The sequence below is a fragment of the Burkholderia sp. YIM B11467 genome (assembly GCF_052952715.1).
This window is the reverse complement of the sequence record NZ_JBQVSQ010000003.1, coordinates 216490-235765: the sequence shown is the minus strand read 5'-3', so window position 1 is coordinate 235765 and position 19276 is coordinate 216490. Positions and strand designations below refer to the sequence as shown.

17 protein-coding genes, 1 tRNA gene and 1 riboswitch are annotated in these 19276 nt (G+C 67.7%); of the genes, 6 read left to right on the top strand and 12 right to left on the bottom strand.

Annotated elements, in window-relative coordinates; genetic code table 11:
• Positions 1-86 precede the first annotated feature (86 nt).
• Positions 87-233, bottom strand: a complete 147-nt coding sequence (locus ACTRWB_RS13065) for a hypothetical protein (RefSeq protein ID WP_009690993.1) — start codon at positions 231-233, stop codon at positions 87-89.
• A gap of 198 nt (positions 234-431) precedes the next feature.
• Here ACTRWB_RS13065 and ACTRWB_RS13060 point away from each other — a divergent pair, with 198 nt between their 5' ends.
• The 4 genes from ACTRWB_RS13060 to ACTRWB_RS13045 all read left to right on the top strand — a co-directional run bounded on the left by ACTRWB_RS13060 (position 432) and on the right by ACTRWB_RS13045 (position 5036).
• Positions 432-821 (top strand): DUF2946 domain-containing protein, encoded by a 390-nt coding sequence (locus tag ACTRWB_RS13060; RefSeq protein WP_419686572.1) that lies wholly within the window; start codon positions 432-434, stop codon positions 819-821.
• A gap of 125 nt (positions 822-946) precedes the next feature.
• Positions 947-3310, top strand: a complete 2364-nt coding sequence (locus ACTRWB_RS13055; protein WP_446902140.1) for a TonB-dependent receptor — start codon at positions 947-949, stop codon at positions 3308-3310.
• The gene (locus tag ACTRWB_RS13050; protein ID WP_446902139.1) at positions 3298-4557 is read left to right on the top strand and encodes a sialidase family protein; all 1260 of its coding nucleotides are present in this window, start codon (positions 3298-3300) and stop codon (positions 4555-4557) included. The genes ACTRWB_RS13055 and ACTRWB_RS13050 overlap by 13 nt, the downstream gene beginning before the upstream one ends.
• Positions 4554-5036: a TlpA family protein disulfide reductase gene (locus ACTRWB_RS13045; RefSeq protein WP_446902138.1), complete on the top strand. Its 483-nt coding sequence runs from the start codon at positions 4554-4556 to the stop codon at positions 5034-5036. The genes ACTRWB_RS13050 and ACTRWB_RS13045 overlap by 4 nt, the downstream gene beginning before the upstream one ends.
• 79 nt (positions 5037-5115) lie before the next feature.
• Here the strand turns inward: ACTRWB_RS13045 and ACTRWB_RS13040 are convergent, their stop codons facing one another.
• From ACTRWB_RS13040 to pepN, 7 genes are all read right to left on the bottom strand, one after another.
• Positions 5116-5370: a GlsB/YeaQ/YmgE family stress response membrane protein gene (locus ACTRWB_RS13040; RefSeq protein ID WP_027788093.1), complete on the bottom strand. Its 255-nt coding sequence runs from the start codon at positions 5368-5370 to the stop codon at positions 5116-5118.
• 265 nt (positions 5371-5635) lie between these two features.
• Positions 5636-5848 (bottom strand): hypothetical protein, encoded by a 213-nt coding sequence (locus tag ACTRWB_RS13035; RefSeq protein ID WP_446902137.1) that lies wholly within the window; start codon positions 5846-5848, stop codon positions 5636-5638.
• Complete coding sequence (locus ACTRWB_RS13030; RefSeq protein WP_446902136.1) at positions 5845-7578, bottom strand: FAD-dependent oxidoreductase; 1734 nt, start codon at positions 7576-7578, stop codon at positions 5845-5847. The genes ACTRWB_RS13035 and ACTRWB_RS13030 overlap by 4 nt, the downstream gene beginning before the upstream one ends.
• Positions 7579-7751: 173 nt before the next feature.
• Complete coding sequence (locus ACTRWB_RS13025; protein ID WP_129513982.1) at positions 7752-8561, bottom strand: helix-turn-helix transcriptional regulator; 810 nt, start codon at positions 8559-8561, stop codon at positions 7752-7754.
• A 168-nt stretch (positions 8562-8729) separates the two neighbouring features.
• A tRNA-Thr gene (locus tag ACTRWB_RS13020) sits at positions 8730-8805 on the bottom strand.
• A 212-nt stretch (positions 8806-9017) separates the two neighbouring features.
• Entirely contained in the window at positions 9018-10031 is a 1014-nt protein-coding gene (locus ACTRWB_RS13015) for a class 1 fructose-bisphosphatase (protein WP_129513983.1), read from the bottom strand.
• Positions 10032-10311: 280 nt separating this feature from the next.
• The gene (gene pepN, locus ACTRWB_RS13010) at positions 10312-13005 is read right to left on the bottom strand and encodes an aminopeptidase N (protein ID WP_446902135.1); all 2694 of its coding nucleotides are present in this window, start codon (positions 13003-13005) and stop codon (positions 10312-10314) included.
• A 186-nt stretch (positions 13006-13191) separates the two neighbouring features.
• Between pepN and ACTRWB_RS13005 the strand changes: the two genes are divergently transcribed.
• Positions 13192-13890, top strand: coding sequence for a DUF4136 domain-containing protein (locus ACTRWB_RS13005; RefSeq protein WP_129513986.1), 699 nt, complete (start codon positions 13192-13194; stop codon positions 13888-13890).
• A 58-nt stretch (positions 13891-13948) separates the two neighbouring features.
• Here ACTRWB_RS13005 and ACTRWB_RS13000 read toward each other — a convergent pair whose 3' ends face one another.
• Positions 13949-14521 carry a TMEM165/GDT1 family protein gene (locus tag ACTRWB_RS13000; RefSeq protein WP_174944609.1) on the bottom strand — a complete coding sequence of 191 codons (573 nt, stop codon included), beginning with the start codon at positions 14519-14521 and terminating at the stop codon, positions 13949-13951.
• Positions 14522-14599: 78 nt separating this feature from the next.
• A riboswitch (yybP-ykoY riboswitch) is annotated at positions 14600-14737 on the bottom strand.
• 163 nt (positions 14738-14900) lie between these two features.
• Positions 14901-16217 carry a guanine deaminase gene (guaD, locus tag ACTRWB_RS12995; RefSeq protein WP_412022271.1) on the bottom strand — a complete coding sequence of 439 codons (1317 nt, stop codon included), beginning with the start codon at positions 16215-16217 and terminating at the stop codon, positions 14901-14903.
• 66 nt (positions 16218-16283) lie between these two features.
• On the opposite strand from guaD, the gene ACTRWB_RS12990 reads away from it, so the two are divergent.
• The gene (locus ACTRWB_RS12990) at positions 16284-16589 is read left to right on the top strand and encodes a hypothetical protein (RefSeq protein WP_193097860.1); all 306 of its coding nucleotides are present in this window, start codon (positions 16284-16286) and stop codon (positions 16587-16589) included.
• Between the two features lie 32 nt (positions 16590-16621).
• Here the strand turns inward: ACTRWB_RS12990 and ACTRWB_RS12985 are convergent, their stop codons facing one another.
• Both ACTRWB_RS12985 and xdhC read right to left on the bottom strand, forming a co-directional pair.
• Positions 16622-17647, bottom strand: a complete 1026-nt coding sequence (locus ACTRWB_RS12985; protein ID WP_343494962.1) for an adenosine deaminase — start codon at positions 17645-17647, stop codon at positions 16622-16624.
• Positions 17648-17665: 18 nt separating this feature from the next.
• Entirely contained in the window at positions 17666-18670 is a 1005-nt protein-coding gene (gene xdhC, locus ACTRWB_RS12980) for a xanthine dehydrogenase accessory protein XdhC (RefSeq protein ID WP_446902134.1), read from the bottom strand.
• Positions 18671-19276 lie beyond the last annotated feature (606 nt).

Genomic DNA, 19276 nt, shown 5'->3' with positions numbered 1-19276 from the left:
TGCGAGGCGAATTGCGCGCGATGCGCAGAGATGAACCGCACGATAGCGATGATCGACACGTGGCGGTTACAGAACCGAACAGGCGTTCACTTCGGCGAGTACAGCTTGTGCTGCTCGTCGAAGAATGCCCGAACGTGCTCGGGCAATTCGGCGAGGAATTCCACGCCGACGGGTTCCGGATCCGGGCTCATCACTTGCTCGGGCGGTGGCATGCGAGTTGGTCTTTCGTCCATGGTCGTTTCTCCAGCAGGTTGGATAATTATCAACCTCGTGCTTGGATTTATGCCAGAGGCGAATCGTTAGATTTTGTCTCTGTTGTATTAACGGCACATGCGCTGTGATGCGAAGTGCGATGCCGACTATTGCATCGTGCGCAATCGGCAACAATCGGGCCGCTTGTTATACTTGCGCGCACTTTTTCCTGGGCCGCGATGAAACGAACGACGCGATGGATCAGCCTCGTCTGGCTGGCGCTGGTACTGAACGTACTGTCGCCCGTCATCGGCTACGCGCGTCTTGCGTCGAGCGGTTCCGGCGAGCTCACGCTCGAGTTGTGCAGTGCAGCGGGCGCTCGCCAGATCGTGCTCGCGCAGGCGGGCGACGACCGCGACACGTCGTCGTTCGACCATGCCGGCGTACCGCACTGCGTGTACTGCCCGGGCTTCGCGGCGAACGTCGCGCTCGGCACGAGCCTGCCCGCGATGCCGGGCTTCGTGCGGACCTTCGCCTACCGCGCGGCCGCCCCGGCCGTTCCCGATTTTCCCCGCAAGGGCATCCGTCTCGCGCAGCCGCGCGCCCCGCCTGAAAACGCCTCGATCTGATTGATGTCGTTCGCGCGCCCCGGTGGCGCGCGTGCCGCCCGCGGCCGGGTCCGCGTGCCGCGCCGTCCGTGCGCGGCGCGCGCTCGCGTCCGGCGGCGTCCGATCACGTTTTCAGGAAATCATTCATGTTGTCTACCTTCGCCGCGCGGCCGTCGCGCGGACGGCTCGCGCTCGCGTGCGCGGCCGCTTTTGCGTGGCCTGCCGCCCATGCGGCCTCGACGGACGACGCACGCGTCGATCCCGCTCGCAGTGGTGCTGATCGTCCCGCCGGTGCCGCGGCGCCGGCTTCCGCTGGTGCCGCCGTGCCGGCCGCGCCGGCCGGCGATACGCTGACCGCCGTCAGCGTCACCGCGCAGCGGCAACCCGTCGATCCGGATACGCCGGCCGTCGTCCAGTCGATCACGCGCGAACAGATCGATGCGCACACCAACGTCACCACCGAGGACGCGCTGAAGTACGCGCCGAACCTGATGGTCCGCAAACGCTATATCGGCGACCGCAACAGCGTGTTTGCGGGCCGCGACTTCAACGAACTGCAGAGCGCGCGCGGGCTCGTCTACGCCGACGGCGTGCTGCTGTCGAACCTGCTCGGCTCGAGTTATGCATACCCGCCGCGCTGGTCGCTGATCCCGCCTGACGACATCGCGCGCGTCGACGTGCTTTATGGCCCCTTTTCCGCGCTGTATCCCGGCAACTCGATCGGCTCGACCGTGCTGCTCACGACGCGCCAACCGGAAAAGCTCGAGGCGTCGCTGTCGACGCAATTCTTCACGCAGCGCTACCACGACGGCTACGGATTCGCGGACAGCTTCGGCGGCAACCACCAGACCGCGCGGATCGCGAACCGCGTCGGCCGGTTCTGGTTCGCGTTGTCGCTCGACCGGCTGGAGAACAACGGCCAGCCGATGCAGTATGCGAGCCCCAATTCGGCCTACAACCCGAAGCTGGGCGCCGCCGTGCCCGTGACGGGCGCCGCGACCGACATCGGGCCCAACGGCAAGCCGCGGACGATCGTCGGCGCGCAGACGATCGAGCGGACCGAACAGATCAACGAGACGGTCCGGATGGGCTACGCGTTCACCGACCACGTCGATGCGACGCTCACGCTCGGGCACTGGGAGAACCATTACCGGCAGCACGGCGAAACCTTCCTGCGCGATGCGGCCGGCAACCCGGTCTACGGCGGCAACGTGTCGATCGGCGGCCGGAACATGACCGTCGCGCCGAATGCATTCGCGCCGCAGCGCGGCGACCAGGAGAACTGGCTGTACGCGCTCGGCCTGAACGGCCGGCTCGATTCCGGCTGGCGACTGTCGGGCGTTGTGTCCGCGTACGACGTGTCGCGCGACGTGCTGCGCGCGGCGTCGACCGTGCAAGGCGGCGCGGGTACGCTGTTCCAGGGCGACGGCACGGGCTGGCGCACGCTTGACCTGAAGGCCGAGGCGCCGGAAGTGAAAGGCCACACGTTCACGTTCGGCTATCACTACGACAACTACTTCCTGCGCAACGTCACGTACAACACGGCCGACTGGCTGGCCGGGCCGACCACGTCGCTGTCGAGCGTCTATCGCGGCGACACGCGCACGCAGGCGCTGTTCGGGCAGGACGCGTGGCGCTTTGCGCCGGGCTGGCTCGCGACGCTCGGGCTGCGCTACGAGCGCTGGGATGCGTACGGCGGCGCGCTCGGCAACGCGGCGGGCACGCTCGGTTATGCGGACCGCGGCGCGAACGCGCTGTCGCCGAAAGTCGCGCTGCAATGGGACGCGACGGACGTCTGGCGCTTCCGGCTGTCGTTCGCGACCGGCACGCGTTTCCCGACGGTCGGCGAACTGTTCCAGGGCACGATCTCGAACAACGCGATCGTCAACAACAACCCGAACCTGCGGCCTGAAAAGGCGATCGACTGGGACTTCACGGCCGAACACGACGTGGGCGTCGGTGTCGTGCGCGCCAGCGTGTTCCAGAGCGACCTGCGCGACTCGATCTACAGCCAGACAACCGTGTCGGGCGCGTCGACCGTCACCAACATCTCTAACGTCGACCGCGTACGCGTGCGTGGCGTCGAACTTGCGTTCAGCGGCGAAAACGTCGGGCTGCGCGGGCTCAATCTCGATGCCAACGTGTCGGCAAGCAATGCGCAGATCCTCGCCGATGCCGCGAACCCCGCGTATGTCGGCTCGCGCTTTCCGCGTATTCCACGCATGCGCGCGAACCTGCTCGCGTCGTATCGCTTCGACGAGCATTGGCTCGCGAGTGTCGGCGTGCGTTATTCGGGCCGCCAGTTCAACACGCTCGACAACAGCGACGTGAATCCGGATGTCTACGGCGGCACGAGCGGGTTCACGGTCGTCGACCTGAAGGCGCGCTACCGCTTCGATCGTCACTGGACCGCGTCGGTCGGCATCGACAACCTGACGGACCGACGTTACTACGTGTTCCACCCGTATCCGGGCCGCACTTTCTATGGAGAACTGAAATGGTCGCTGTGAAGTCGTTCGCGGCAGGCTGCGCGCTGTGGCTCGCGGCGCTGTCGTCTGCCGGCGCGCACGACGTGCCGAAGGCCGTCGATCCGCATGCCGCGCACATGAGCATGCAGGCCGCGCCTGCGCAGCAGAAGCAGCCGCTCGCGACGGGCGCGACGTTCGACGCGCGTCACCGGTTGTGGGTCGCGTGGGTCGAAGGCGCGCACGTCGTCGTCGCGCATTCCGACGATGCGGGCCGCACATTATCAGCGTCCGTCACCGTCAACGTGATGCCGGAGCCGATCTACACGAGTGCGGAGAATCGCCCGAAGATCGCGACGAGTCCGGATGGGCGCGCGGTGTACGTGTCGTGGTCGATGCCGCTCGATGCGCCGTACACGGGCATGGTGCGCTTCTCGCGATCGCTCGACGGCGGCGCGACCTGGAGCGTGCCCGTTACCGTGCACCGCGACCGGCAGGCGATCACGCACCGCTTCGACATGATGGCCGTCGATCCGGCCGGCAACATCGCGATCGCCTGGATCGACAAGCGCGATCTCGTTGCGGCGAAGGCGGCGGGGCAGGCGTACGAAGGCGCGGCCGTCTACTACGCGGTGTCGCGCGACGGCGGCGCATCGTTCGAACCCGAGCGCAAGGTGACCGACCACACGTGCGAATGCTGCCGGATCGCGATGGCGATCGATCCGACCGGACGCATCGAGGCCGTGTGGCGCAACGTGTTCCCGGGGCAGATCCGTGATCACGCGCTTGCGGTGCTGCCCGTATCGGCGTCGGAGCCGGTCGTGCCGGTGCGCGCGACGTTCTCGAACTGGCACGTCGAGGCGTGCCCCGAGCATGGGCCGGCGCTGGCGATCACGCCGGACGGCACGCGCCATCTTGCCTGGTTCGGTGTCGTCGACGGTCGTGCCGACGTGTTCTATTCGCGTATCGGCGCCGATGGCCGGCCGCGCGGCACGCCGTGGGCATTCGGCGCGAATCCTGCGGTGCCCGGCGAGCAGGCGTCGCATGCGGCGCTCGTCGCGCGCGGCGACGTCGTGTGGCTCGCATGGAAGGCGTTCGACGGCGACACGATGCAGATCAAGCTGCGCCGGTCGGACGATCGCGGCGAGCACTGGTCGGCGCCGCGCGTGATCGCGTCGACGTCGGGCGCGAGCGACAACCCGCAACTGCTCGACGACGCGGGCCGCATCTACCTGTCATGGCGCACGCGCAACGATGGCTATCGGCTGATCGCCGTGGAGGGCGCGCAATGAAACGGCTGATTGCGTTGATCGGCATCGTGCTCGCGAGCGTGCCGGCGTGGGCCGGCGGCGAACTGCAACCGCTGCGCGCGCCCGACGTCGCGCAGTTGTATGCGACGGCGCACGAGCGGCCGCTGGCGGTCGAGATCTGGTCGCTCGATTGCGGATACTGTCGCGAGAACGCCGCGCATCTGGTCGCGTGGCAGCGCCGTCATCCGGAGGTGCAACTCGCGATGGTCGTGATGGATGCGTACGACGACAATGGCGGGGCGATCTCGCAGGCGCTCGCGCAGATGAACCTGCCGCCGCGGGTCGCGCAGTATGCGAACGCGGAGCCGATGCCCGAGCGTCTGCGGGCGGCGCTCGATGCGGGATGGCGAGGGGAAATGCCGCGTACCGTGTGGATCGGACGCGATGGCGCACGCGAAGCGCGCAGCGGATTGCTGACGGCCGACGTGCTCGACGGCTGGTTGCAGCGCGCGAAGCGCTGAAACAGCTGGTGGCGCGCGGCGAACGGGCCGCGCGCCGGCCTGATGCGAAAACGCGCCCGAAGGCGCGTGGAGAGAATCGTCAGGCCGCTCGCTTGAATAGCCGGATCACGAACAGCAGGATCACTGCGCCGACGACCGCGACGATCACCGAGCCGATGAAGCCGCTGCCGATGCTGATGCCGAGCAAGCCGGCGAGCCAGCCGCCGATCACCGCGCCGACGATCCCGACGATGATGTCGACGATCAGCCCGAAGCCGCCGCCCTTGACGAGCAAGCCGGCAAGCCAGCCGGCGATCGCGCCGATGATGAGCCACATAATCAAACCATGAGTCATGGTGATGTCCTCTCCTTGGGTTGAGTCGAAATGACCGGACGCCGGCTGTCGCGCCGCAAGCTGGGTAAGGGCGGCATTGCGACCCGCCGCGCCGCCCACGCAATGTAACGCGATAGACGGGTCAGAATCGTTAAGTAATGTTATGCACCCTTATCCGGATTTTCCAGGAAATTTGTCTGCCCAAGGCGCGGCGCGTGCGCGGACGATGCGCGGCGAAATGAATCTGTAAGAAATGGTCGGCGGTGACGTCCATGGTTCGGCCGCTTCACCGTTCGTGCGTCGATGCCGGCATACCCGCCTCGGGCAGTCCGTCGCTTGCGTCGGCGATCAGCCGTGCGACGGTCGCGGTATCGCCGATCGCCTCGATCGACAGCAGTGCGAAACGGGCAAGAAAGAGCGACGCATCGGCTTCGCCGATACGGGTCATCGTGCGGCACAGGTCGGTGTAGAGCGTGTCGCGTTCGGCGTCGGTCATCATGCGGTCTCCTGAAGATCGGTTGGCGCGTTCGGATGCAGTGCGCGCTCGAGCGCGGCGGCCACGTCGTCGGCGCGAGCGTCGTGCCAGCGGCCGAGGACGTGCCCGTCCGGACGCACGAGATAGACGGTGCCGTCGCGTGCGCCGTACAGGTCGAACAGCCGGCCGTCGTCGTCATGGCCGCCGCAGGCCGGTTGCTGCGGCGCCGCGTGCCGTGCGAGCGTGACGAGCGCGAACGGGATCCGCGCATTCTGCAGACGTCGTTCGAGATCGGCCAGCGATGGATCGGGGGCGCCGTCGGCCGTAAAGCAGAGCGCGGTGAAGCGCGCGGCGACGAGATCGGTCAGGTGGCTGCGGCGCGTGTCGCGGCCATGCGTCGCGTACAGCGTCAGCGGGCACTCCGCGAGCACCGTGCCGGGCGCCGGGCCGGCCGAGAACGTATCGCGTTCGGCCGCGTTGAGCGGCGACGTCGAATACGCGATTGCCGACGTCTGGCGCGGGTTGATCAGCGAACGCAGTGCCGGATGCCGGACCGCGAGCGTCAGCACCGCCTTGCGCATCAGCTCGAATGCAAACGACGGCGGCGCCATGAACTCGGTGCTCTTCGTGCCGTAGCGCAGGTTCTCGTGCGTCGCGAACACGCGCTCGTCCGAGTAGCTGTCGAGCAGCGCCTCCGATGCGATACCGTGGAGCACGTACGCGAGTTTCCACGCAACGTTGTCCGCATCGTCGATGCCCGAATTCGCGCCGCGCACGCCGAAGATCGGCACGAGATGCGCGGCGTCGCCGCAGAACAGCACGCGGCCGTGCCGGTAGCGCTCGAGCGTCAGCGCGTTCGCCTTGTAGATCGTGATCCAGATCGGCGACCAGTCGCCGCGCTCGTCCATCATGTCGAGCAGGTTCTGCACGCGCGGGATCACGTTCTCCGGCTTCACGGCTGCTTCGGCATCCTCGTCATCGCGCAGCTGGTAGTCGATCCGCCACACGTTGTCGGGTTGCTTGTGGACGAGCACGGTCGAACCCGGGTTCGACGACGGATCGAAGTACGCGAGCCGTTCGGTCGGCCGGTCGCTGTCGAGCGCGATGTCGACGATCACATAACGACCCTCGTAGCTCGTGCCCTGGAGCGACAGGCCGAGCGCGTCGCGCATCGTGCTGCGTCCGCCGTCGCACGCGACGACCCAGTCGGCGTCGAGCGCGTAGCCGCCGTGCGGCGTGTCGACGTCCAGACGCACGCCGTTCGGCTGCCGGGTCACGCCGGTGACCTTCGTCTGCCAGCGGATCTCGATGAGCTCGGGGCGGCGCAGCGCGGCGTCGAGCAGGAACTGCTCGATGTGATACTGCGCGAGATTGACCATCGGCGGCAGCTTCTGGTTTTCGTCCTGCGGCATCGTGAAATGCAGAACTTCGTCGCGACGATAGAAGCTGCGTCCGCCGGTCCATGGCAGCCCCACGCGCAGGAAGTCGTCGAGCGCGCCGAGCCGCTCGATGATCTCGAGGCTGCGCCGCGAGATGCAGATTGCGCGGCTGCCGTGGCAGACCGCATCGTCAGCCTCGATCAGCACGCTGCGGATGCCGTGGTTCGCGAGACCGAGCGCGACGGCGAGGCCCACAGGGCCGCCGCCGACGATCGCGATGCGATGCCGGTGCGTATCGATGCCGGCGTCGCGGGCCGGCAGGTGCGCGGGATAGCGCTTGGCGACGAACGGATAGGGCTTGAATTCGATGGCCATCGTTGGCTTCCAGGGTAGTCCGGTTCGACATGCGCGCATCGGTGGTGCGATGCGTGCAACAGGTCGCTGCAGTATGGAAGCCGGCCGGACCGCCGCTGTCCCCATTCCGGGTACAGCGTCGCGCTGGAATCATCCCGCTGCGCTTGCGGCGGGCAGATCGGGCAGGGGCGGGCTCAGGGCTGCATGCACAGCGCGAACAGCTCGCGCTGGCTCGAGATGCCGAGGCGCCGGTATGCGCGCTTCTGGTAGGTGACGACGCTCGATGCCTTCACGCCGATCGTCTCGCCGATCTCGTGCGCGGTCTGGCCTTCGAGTACGCCGCGCAGCACGTCGAGTTCTCGCTTGGACAATGCGGGGCATGCGTTGCGCAGTCGCGCGAGCATCCGTTGCGGGATGCCGATCTGCGCCGCGCCGGCAAGCGCGTAGTGATGCTTCGCGGCCTGCGCGATCAGCGGCGCGAGCGCTTCGATCGATGCGATCTCGCGCGGCTGGAACGCACCGCTGCGATGCGCACGGTACAGGTTGAGTGACAGCCAGACCGCATCGCCGGGCTGCATCAGCAGCGCCAGCCGGTCGGACACATCGGGGCCGCGATAGCAGGCGGCGCGATACGCTTCGTGACCGATTTCGTCGCCGGTCTGCTGATGCAGCAGAAGGTCATGACGACGTGCGCCGCGATGCGCGCTCGACACGATCTGCTGGTTGCCGTCGAGCGCGTAGAAATGTCGCGCGTAGGTGTCGGCGATGTCGCGCAGGTAGCGGCCGCCGCGATGATCGGCGACCGACATCGTGCGCGGGCGGTTGCCGAATTCGTACGCGAAGATCGTGCACTGCGTGATCGACAGCGCATCGTCGAACAGTTTCAGGACCTCGGCCGCGAACGCGTTCGGATCGTTGCCGCCGATCGCGGCGACGAGGCCCGTCGCGCGGGATACGTCCAGTTGCCCGGTGAGATTCGGTCGCTCGAGACGCCAGGTGCGCATGATGCGAAGGAGAGGGCGGAGTGGTCCGGCGATTGTAATCGGCGGCGCGCGGCACGTGAGTCGGGAGATGCCCGCAAGCGGAGATGGCGGGGAGAGGACGGGCGCACGATTTCGGCGCCGGAAAAGAGAAAAGGTCTGACAAGCGATGCTTGTCAGACCTTTATGTCTTGGTGCCGGAGATAGGAGTCGAACCTACGACCTTCGCATTACGAATGCGCTGCTCTACCAACTGAGCTACACCGGCAGCAGAGAAATGAAATTATATGGTCAAATCCGAGATCTTGGCAATAGGTTTTGCGAACTTTTTTTCAGCTTGCTGCTGCTGCTTCGCGAAACCATCGATCCGGCGGACTTCCCGCTTTCACTTCACTTCACCGCGATGCGACCGGTCAGGGCCACATCGCGAGGCGCGATTCTACTTGTGTCTCGCACCTCCGTCCAGTGCTGCAGTGCAAATTATTTCGCGTCGTCGTGATAACCGGTCACACGCTCGACTTCGTTCTTCGAACCGAGGAACACGGGCACGCGCTGGTGCAGGCCCGTCGGCTGCACGTCCATGATGCGCTGCGTGCCGGTCGTCGCGGCGCCGCCCGCCTGTTCGACGATGAACGACATCGGATTCGCTTCGTACATCAGGCGCAGCTTGCCCGGGCGATCCGGCGTGCGCTTGTCGGCCGGGTACATGAAGATGCCGCCGCGGTTCAGGATACGGTGCACGTCGGCGACCATCGACGCGATCCAGCGCATGTTGAAGTTGTCGCCGCGCGGGCCGTCCTTGCCGGCGTTCAGTTCGTCGACGTAGCGCTTGACCGGGTCGTACCAGTGGCGCGCGTTCGATGCGTTGATCGCGTATTCGCGCGTGTCGGCCGGGATCTGCATGTTGCTCTGCGTGAGCACCCACGAGCCGACTTCGCGGTCGAGCGTGAAGCAGTTCACGCCGTTGCCGGTCGTCAGCACGAATACCGTCTGCGGGCCGTAGACGGCGTAGCCGGCCGCGACCTGCTGCGTGCCGGGTTGCAGGAACGATTCCTCGGTGGCCTGCTTGCCGTCCGGGCAGCGCAGCACCGAGAAGATCGTGCCGATCGACACGTTCACGTCGATGTTCGACGAGCCATCGAGCGGGTCGAACACGAGCAGGTATTCGCCGCGCGGGTAGTTCGCGGGGATCGGGAAGAACGTTTCCATTTCTTCCGACGCCATCGCGGCGAGGTTGCCGCCCCATTCGTTCGCGTCGAGCAGGATTTCGTTCGACAGGATGTCGAGCTTCTTCTGCACTTCGCCCTGGACGTTCTCGGTGCCGGCAGTGCCGAGCGCTTCGCCGAGCGCGCCCTTCGACACGTTGTAGCTGATCGCCTTGCACGCGCGTGCGACGACTTCGATCAGCAGGCGCAGGTCGGCGGGGAGGTTGTTGGTCTCACGTTGCTGTTCGATCAGGAATTTCGACAGCGTGGTGCGGCGGGCAATGGACATGACAGACTCCGAAAGGCCAAAAGAATCCTTGAATGGCCGTAATTTTACCCGCCGCGCTTTCCGTGCCGCCGGCTTTTTTCGTCCGGTTACATGGCCGGGCGGCCGAGTCGGCCCGGTTTCAGGCGTCGGCGCCAGGCGGAATGCGCATGGTCGCGGCGGCCAACCGCGCGGTCAGACCCCGCGATTGGCCCCGGTGTTGGTTGCATTCGTGCAATAAAAAAGCCGGCGCCGCGACAGGCGGCGCCGGCTGTATCGCGCGTACGCGGCGCGGTCGGTTGCGTTATGCGAGCGCCTTCTCGACGATCTCGCGCACGTCGCGCGATTTCGCACCGGCGGCGACCTGCTCGAGCGCTTCGCGCATCCGGTCGCGCAGGGCGGGCGTGTAGCGGCGCCACAGTTCGAGCGAGCGGGCGAGGCGCGCCGCGACCTGCGGGTTGATCGCGTCGAGCGCGAGCACCTGTTCGGCCCAGAACGCGTAACCCGAGCCGTCCGCCGCGTGGAATTGAGCGGGGTTGGCCGCGCAGAAGCTGAAGATCAGCGAGCGCGCGCGGTTCGGGTTCTTCAGGTTGAACGCGGGGTGCGCGAGCAGCTTGCGGACCTTCGCGAGCGTCGGCTGCGCGGGCGTGCCGCGTTGCGCAGCCTGCATCGCGAACCACTTGTCGATCACGAGCGCTTCCTTCTCGAAGCGACGGTAGAAGTCGTCGAGCGCGTGCTCGGCCGACCCGTTGCCGCCCGCGGCCGCCGCGGACAGCAGCGCGCCGAGCGCCGCCGCGCGATCGGTCATGTTGTTCGCCGCGTCGTACTGCGCGGTCGCGAGGCGCACGGCATCGGCCGGGTCGTCGAGTTCGGCGAGATACGCGAGCGCGAGGTTCTTCAGCGCGCGGCGGCCGGAGGCCTCCGGCGTCGGCTCGTATGCACCGGGCGTCTGGTGCTGTTCGTAGGCGGCGAGCCAGTCGGCGCGCAGCGCGGTCGCGAGTTGGCGGCGCACGAACAGGCGTGCGCGATGCACGGCGGCCGGGTCGGCCTCGGCCATCTGGTCGGCGAGATAGGTTTCCGACGGCAGCGTCAGCGCGAGTTCGCGGAACGCCGGCGACAGCGTCGCGTCGGTCAGTACGCGGCGGAACGCGGCGACGAAGTTCGCGCCGAGCGTGAGCGGTTCGTTCGTGGCGGCCCGTGCGGCGAGCGTCAGCAGCGCGCGCGTCGCGAGGCGCTGGCCGGCCTCCCAGCGGTTGAACGGATCGCTGTCGTGCGCGAGCAGGAACGCGAGATCGTCGTCGCTGTAGTCGTACTCGACGATCACCGGCGACGAGAAGTTGCGCAGCAGCGACGGCAGCGGTTGTTCCGGCACGTCGACGAACGTGAAGGTCTGCTCGGTATCGGTGAAGTCGAGCACGCGCGTCGTGCCCGCTGCGGCGGCTTCGCCGTCGAGACGCAGCGGCAGGTCGCGGCCGTCGCGGCCGATCAGGCCGATCGCGAACGGAATCAGCAGCGGTCCCTGCTGCGTTTCGCGCGCGGCCGGCGATGCGTCGCCGTAGCCCTGCGCGAGCGTGACCGTATAGCGGCGCGCGGCCGCGTCGTACGCGGTCTTCACCGTCACGCGCGGCGTGCCGGCCTGGCTGTACCAGCGCTCGAACTGCGCGAGGTCGCGGCCGTTCGCGTCGGCCATCGCGTGACGGAAGTCGTCGCAGGTCACCGCATGGCCGTCGTGGCGCTTGAAGTACAGGTCCATCCCCTTGCGGAAACCGTCGCGGCCGAACAGCGTCTGGTACATCCGCACGACTTCCGAGCCTTTCTCATAGACGGTCATCGTGTAGAAGTTGTTGATCTCGACGTAGCTTTCCGGGCGCACCGGGTGTGCCATCGGGCCCGCGTCCTCGGCGAACTGCAGCTGGCGCAGCACGCGCACGTCCTCGATGCGCTTGACCGCACGGGCGGCAGATTCGACCTCGTCGCCCGCGGCCATGTCGGCCGAGAATTCCTGGTCGCGGAACACCGTCAGGCCTTCCTTCAGGCTCAGCTGGAACCAGTCGCGGCAGGTCACGCGGTTGCCCGTCCAGTTGTGGAAGTACTCGTGGCCGACCACCGATTCGATGTTCGCGAAGTCGGTGTCGGTCGCGGTCTCGGGGTTCGCCAGCACGTACTTCGTGTTGAAGATGTTGAGCCCCTTGTTCTCCATCGCGCCCATGTTGAAGTCGCCGACCGCGACGATCATGAAGCGGTCGAGATCGAGCTCGAGGCCGAAACGCTTCTCGTCCCAGCGGATCGAGTGGATCAGCGAATCCATCGCGTGACGCGTCTTGTCGAGGTCGGCCGGCTCGACCCACACCTGCAGCAGCTTTTCCTTGCCCGAGCCGGTCGTGATCTTCTCCTCGATCGCGACGAGCTTGCCCGCGACGAGCGCGAACAGGTAGCTCGGCTTGCGGAACGGGTCTTCCCATTTCGCGAAGTGGCGGCCGTCGGGCAGGTCGCCCGAATCGACGAGGTTGCCGTTCGACAGCAGTACCGGGTACGCGGCCTTGTCGGCGCGCAGCGTCACCGTGTACGACGCCATCACGTCCGGGCGGTCGAGGAAGTAGGTGATGCGGCGGAAGCCTTCGGCTTCGCACTGCGTGAAAAAGTTGCCGCTCGACACGTAGAGGCCCGACAGCGTCGTATTCTGGTCGGGCGCGCAGGCGCTTTCGAGCGTCAGTTCGAACGCTTCGGGGACGTTCTCGACGGTCAGCCCGTGCTCGTGCGCGCGCACGGCGCCATGCGGCGTGCCATCCAGCCATGCGCCGACGAATTCGAGCGCTTCGCCCAACAGCTCCAGGTGCGGCGCGGGCGCGGCGTCCGGGTTGCGGCGCACGCGCATCGTATTCCTGACGATCGTGCGGGCCGGCGCGAGATCGAATTCGAGCGCGACGGAGTCGATGAGGAAGGCCGGCGGCGTGTAGTCGGCGCGGCGGATCACGGTGGAGGAAGCGTTGTCGGACATGGTCGTCGAGATCGGTGGAGTGGGGGACGGGCCCGCGGCACGGGCCGGGCGAACCGGGCCATTGTACAAAGGCTTGCGGCTGCGTGCCGGGCGAACTTTTTACCGGTTCCGGGAGTCCGCGTATTATCGGCATCCCGTCCGGTTCGCGCGGTGCGACCAACGGGTGACGGATCGACGAGGATCAACATGAAACGCGAATGGATTTTTCGCGGTGCGGGCTGGGCGGCGGCGCTGTGCGTGGCGCTGCTGACGGGCTGCACCAGCTACGTGACGACCCAGGTCACGGCCTTCTCCGACTGGAGCGGCAGCGACGCGACACGCACCTATGCGTTCACGCGTACCGATGCGCAGAAGAACAGCATCGAGCAGTCGACCTACGAGCCGATCGTCGGGAACGAGCTGTCCGCGTATGCGTTCCGGCAGGTGCCGCAGGCGCAGGCACGGTATCTGGTCGGGCTGACCTATGCGGTCGGCAGCGATCTCGTGACGGTGCCGCAGCCGGTCTATTACGACCCGTGGTTCGCGCCCGGGCCGTACTGGGGGCGCGGGCCGTGGGGCCCGTGGGGGCCCTGGGGGCCGATGCCGGCCGGCTATGTCGCGCAGACGTACCAGGTGTTCGATTACACGCTCGGCATCCGCATCACCGAGCGCGCGACGGGCAAGGAGGTCTACAACGTGACCGCGCGCACGACCGGCGACAACGGCACGCTGCTGTACGCGATGCCGTTCCTCGCGCGCAGCGCGCTCGCCGATTTCCCGCTGTCGAACGGCGCGGTCCGCTCGGTCCGGCTGCCGGTCGACAAGCGCGGCGGGCCGGCGGCGCCGGCCGCCAACGAGCGCGCGGTGCCGGCTGCGCCGGCTTCGGGCGCGGCCGTCGCGAAGTAACGCGGCGCCAGCGTCAGCCTCGGCGCGGCCGTCCGGCCGCGCCGGCCATCTCCGTTCGTCAGACCCCGATGCCCAGCAGCGCCAGTGCGCCGAGCACGACGAACAGCACGGCCGCGATCCCGTGCACGAGCTTCGTCGGCAGACGGTGCGCGAAGCGGTCGCCGAGCAGGATCGCGGGCACGTTCGCGAGCATCATCCCGAACGTCGTACCGGCCACGACCCCGATGTAGTCCTGGAAGCGCGCGGCAAGCGCGACGGTCGCGATCTGCGTCTTGTCGCCCATTTCCGCGAGGAAGAACGCCACGAGGGTCGCGCCGAACACGCCGAGCCGCGAACGGTTGGCATTCGCTTCGTCGGCATCGAGCTTGTCCGGCACGAGGATCCACAACCCCATCGCGATGAACGAGAACGCGAGCGCCCAGCGCATGATCGACGGCGTGACGAGCACGCCGAGCCATTCGCCGAGCGCGCCGGCGAAACCGTGGTTGACGAGCGTCGCGACGAGCACGCCGAGAATGATCGGCACCGGCTTGCGATAGCGCGCGGCCAGTACGAGGGAAAGCAGTTGGGTCTTGTCGCCGATTTCAGCGAGGGCGACGGCGCCGGTGGAGATCAGGAAGGCTTGGGACACGTATGGGGTTCCGCGGGCCGATGTTGTGCGTGCGAGCGACGATCCACGGCGCGCCGGGCCCTGATGCGGCGCGCTATGAACCATCGGTCTCGCCAGGCCTCGGTGGCTGCGCCCGCCATGGCCAAATGGCCAAGTCTGTTGACGGACGCCTCCGTCACGATGCGCGCCGGGGGCGCGGGACATCGAGCGGAGCGGCTACTCCCCAATGAGGGGCGAATTCTAGCACGGCGCGCGATGCGCGCGAAAGCGTGCCGGGTAGCGCCGTGCCAAGCGTCGGGGCGCGATCGGCGCGTGGCTGGCTGCGCGCATGCCCGGCATGCGCGGTGACGGATATGCCGCCGCGCCTGCCGGGACGAGCGCCCCGGCGCGCAGTGACGTGTTACGCGGCGGCGCGGCGTGCGGCGCCGCGCTCGTGGACGAGCTCGCCGGCCGCGTAGGTGCGGTACACCGCGCGGTCGTCGCCGAGCAGCGCGAACGCGAACAGCAGTTCCTCGAGCGAATCCGCGCGCTTGGTACGGCGCGCGAGCAGCGGCGTGGCCTGCGGATCGAGCACGACGAAGTCGGCCTCGGTGCGCGGCGCGAGCGTGCCGACCGTGTCGGCGAGGTCGAGCGCCTGCGCGGCGCCGGCCGTCGCGAGCCAGAACATCCGCGTGGCAGTCAGGTGATGGCCCGACAGCCGCGCGACCTTGTGCGCTTCGTTCATCGTCTGCAGCATCGAGAACGACGTGCCGCCGCCGACGTCGGTGGCGAGCGTGACGGGCACGTCGTATTCGCCGGCCTTGTCGAAATCGAACAGCCCGCTGCCGAGGAAGAAGTTCGACGTCGGGCAGTGCGCGACGACGGTGCGCGTCTCGGCCATCCGGCGGCGGTCTTCATTGTCGAGGTGGATGCAGTGGCCGTACACCGCGCGCGGACGCAGCAGCCCGTAGCGGTCGTAGATATCGAGATAGCTGCGATGGCCGGGGAACAGCTCGGCAACCCATTTCACCTCGTCGACGTTTTCCGCGACGTGGCTCTGCACGAACACGTCCGGATGGCGGCGCGCGAGTTCGCCGCACGCCTCGAGCTGCGCCTCGGTCGACGTCGGCGCGAAGCGCGGCGTCAACGCGTACATCTGGCGGCCCTTGCCGTGCCAGCGGTCGATCAGCTCGGCGCTGTCGTCATAACCCGATTGCGCGGTGTCGCGCAGGAATTCGGGGCAGTTGCGGTCCATCAGCACCTTGCCGGCGATCATCCGCAGGTCGCGCGCGTCGCTCGCCGCGAACAGCGCGTCGGCCGACTGCTTGTGCACCGTGCAGTAGACGAGCGCGCTGGTCGTGCCGCAGGCGAGCAGTTCATCGACGAAGAAGTCGGCGACTTCGCGTGCATGCTCGGGATCGCCGAACTGGCGCTCGGTCGGGAACGTGTACTTGTCCAGCCAGGGCAGCAAGCCCGGCGCCGGCGACGCGATCATGTCCGTCTGCGGATAGTGGATGTGCGTGTCGATGAAGCCGGGCACGATCAGCTTGTCGCGCAGGTCATGGACGATCGCGTCGCGCGCGAGCGTCGCGGCGAGCTGCGCATACGGGCCGGCCGCGACAACCTTGCCGTCGTCGACGATCAGGAGGCCGTCGGTCTCGTAGTTCGCGGCCTGGCTTGATTGTGCCGGGTCGCCGTTGAAGGTCAGCAGTTGGGATCGAAAAGCGGTTTGCGTCATGACGAATGGTCCTGCATCAAGGTAAGGCGAACAGAAGAAAGCGATCGACGCCGCGCGGGCGACGGCATGGATGACGCCGTCCGCGCGGGGGCGGGACGGCGCTTCGCGAGCGGCCGCGACGCACGGTGTGCGGTACGGCCGGATGCGATTGCACGGGCGTTCGTGGCGGCCGAAGCCGCCATCGCATGGTTGCCGGCGAACCTCGCGGCCATCGCGAGCGCGACCGGTGCGGCGGCGCACGGAACGGCAAGCCGCGACGGCACGCGCGGGCAGGCAACGATCGCGCAACACGCGTTCGCGCCGGGCGCACGTAGGCGACCGGCCTGGCGCATGGCCGAACCGGTGGTCGCGAAGCGGATGCCGTTGCCGTGATTCATCTGTCTAGCGTTCCTCGATGCGGGCCGTCACGCGGCCTGCCAGTACGCGTCGAGGCGCGCGAACAGTGCGTCGCGCTGCGCCGGGTCGATGAACGACGCCTCGAAGCCGTTGCGGATCACCGCATGGACTTCGGCATCCGTGAGGCGCAGCCCTTCGGCCGTCGCGAAGTAGTTTTCATTGACGTAGCCGCCGAAATACGCCGGATCGTCGGAGTTGATCGTCACCGCGACGCCGCGCTCGAGCAGCGCCTTCAGCGTGTGCTTCGCCATGTCGTCGAACACGCACAGCTTCAGGTTCGACAGCGGGCAGACGGTGAGCGCCGTGCGCGTCCTGGCGAGGCGTTCGACGAGCGCCGCGTCCTCGATGCTGCGCACGCCGTGGTCGATCCGGTCGACCTTCAGCACGTCGAGCGCTTCGTAGATGTAGGCGGGCGGGCCTTCCTCGCCCGCATGCGCGACGAGCTTCAGCCCGAGCGCGCGCGCCTTCTCGAACACGCGTGCGAACTTCGTCGGCGGATGGCCGAGCTCGGACGAATCGAGGCCCACGCCGATCAGCCGGTGGCGATAGCGCTCGAACAGCGGCAGCGCGGATTCGAACGTCGCGAGCGCGTCCTCTTCGGACAGGTGGCGCAGGAAGCACAGAATCAGTTTGCTCGACAGCCCGCGCTGTTCGGCATCGGCGAGTGCGCGCTCGATGCCCGCGACGACCGTCTCGATCGGCACGCCGCGCTCGGTGTGCGTCTGCGGGTCGAAGAACAGTTCGGTGTGGACGACGTGGTCGGCGAGCGCGCGTTCGCAGTACGCGGCCGTCATGTCGTAGAAATCCTGCTCGGTCAGCAACACGCTCGCGCCTGCGTAATAGATGTCGAGGAACGACTGCAGGTCGGTGAACGCGTAGGCGGCGCGCAGCGCGTCGATCGAGTCGTACGCGAGCTTCACGCCGTTGCGCTGCGCGAGCGCGAAAATCAGTTCGGGCTCGAGCGAGCCTTCGATATGGATATGCAGCTCCGCTTTCGGCGCGCGGGCAATCTTGTCCTTGAATGTCGGGGTCATGGCGTCGTTCTTGGTCGGTCAGTGGGTAGGGGAAGCCTGCACGGGCGCGTTCGCCTCGACGGCCTGCAGCAATTGTGCAGCCACCGAGATCGCGATCACTTCGGGCGCCTTGTCGATGATGCCTTCGACACCGATCGGGCAGCGCATCCGCGCGACCTGGGCCGGGTCGATGCCGATGGCCGCGAGGCGATGATCGAACTGCGCGCGTTTCGCGTGCGAGCCGGTCATCCCGAAGTACGCATAGTCGCCGCGCCGCAGGATGCGCTCGGCCAGCACGAAATCGAGTGCGTGGTCGTGCGTCATCACGACGTAGTAGGACTGCGGCGGCGCCGCGTCGACGGCGTCGGCCGGGGCAGCGGCCGCGTCGATCGCGAGGTTGCCGATGCCGGCGAGCGCTTCCGCGGGCGGGAACACCGCATCGGCGCCGTCGATCCAGCGCACGTGGCACGGCAGCGTCGCCAGCACCTTCACGAGCGCGGTGCCGATGTGCCCGGCGCCGAACAGCATGACGGGGAACGCATACGGCGCGATCGTTTCGGTCATCAGCGACACGCCGCCGGTTTCCCACAGCAGGCAGTCGGCGCGCGCGGCCGGTGATTCGGGCTCGCTCAGCAGCGGCGCGCCCGGCGAGGGGCCGAATGATACGCTACGCACGGTCGCGGCGCCGGCCGCGACGCGTTTCGCCAGCGACATGATCCAGCCGAGATCGCCGACGTCGAGCCGCTCGAACGCGAGCACGACTGCGCCGCCGCAGCACTGGCCGAGGCTCGGGCCGAGCGCGAGCCGCTCGAGCCTGCGCGCGTGGGGTACGTGCGCGCCATCCTTCAGCAGATGCCGCGCGATCTCGATCGCTTTCCATTCCAGATGACCGCCGCCGATCGTATGGCGCGCCGTGTCGCGCGTGACCAGCATCTTGGTGCCGGCTTCGCGCGGCGCGGAGCCGTCGGTATGCGCGACCGTCACGAGCACGGCCGCTTCGCCGTGCGCGAGCAGTTGCTGCAGATCGCCGAGCCAGGCTTCCATCAGCACGCTCCGTTCGGCAAAACGCGGCACGACACGCGGCGCGGGCTGGCGAGCGCGGCGGCAACGAGGACGGACGGGAGCGGGGCAGGCCGGCCGCACGGCTGATGCGGTGCGGCGGCGGCGCACTGACGGCGCGCGCGAACGGCGCCGCCGGTCGCGCGGACGCCATGAGGGTGACGGATGCGGATGGTTTGCGTTGTCATGATGAATTCACTCGACATTGCGGATCGGGCGCGCGTTACGCAGGGGTGGTGAGACCGCCTGGCCTCGCGCACGTAGATCGCCATCCAGTCGCGAAGATAGCACCGCAATACGGCGGGAACATTGCCGGGCGGTGATCCGGGCTATCAGGAGGCGATCATGTCGATCATAGGCCCGTCGCGCGGTATCGGGGCGCCGATGCGTGCGCATCGGGCCGAAACGCAGGCGTGACGGGGCGTGGGCGCGAAAGTCGCGCGACGCGCGTTCGCCCGGAAATCCGGGCGGCGGCGGAGTAGGTGTTTACACGCGGCCGGCCAGTTGCGGACGGCTATGCGTGACCGGCAGAAGCGTCGGTCAGAGCCGAATGATGGCAAACCGGCGTGCGCGGCCCGGTCGATCGGGCCG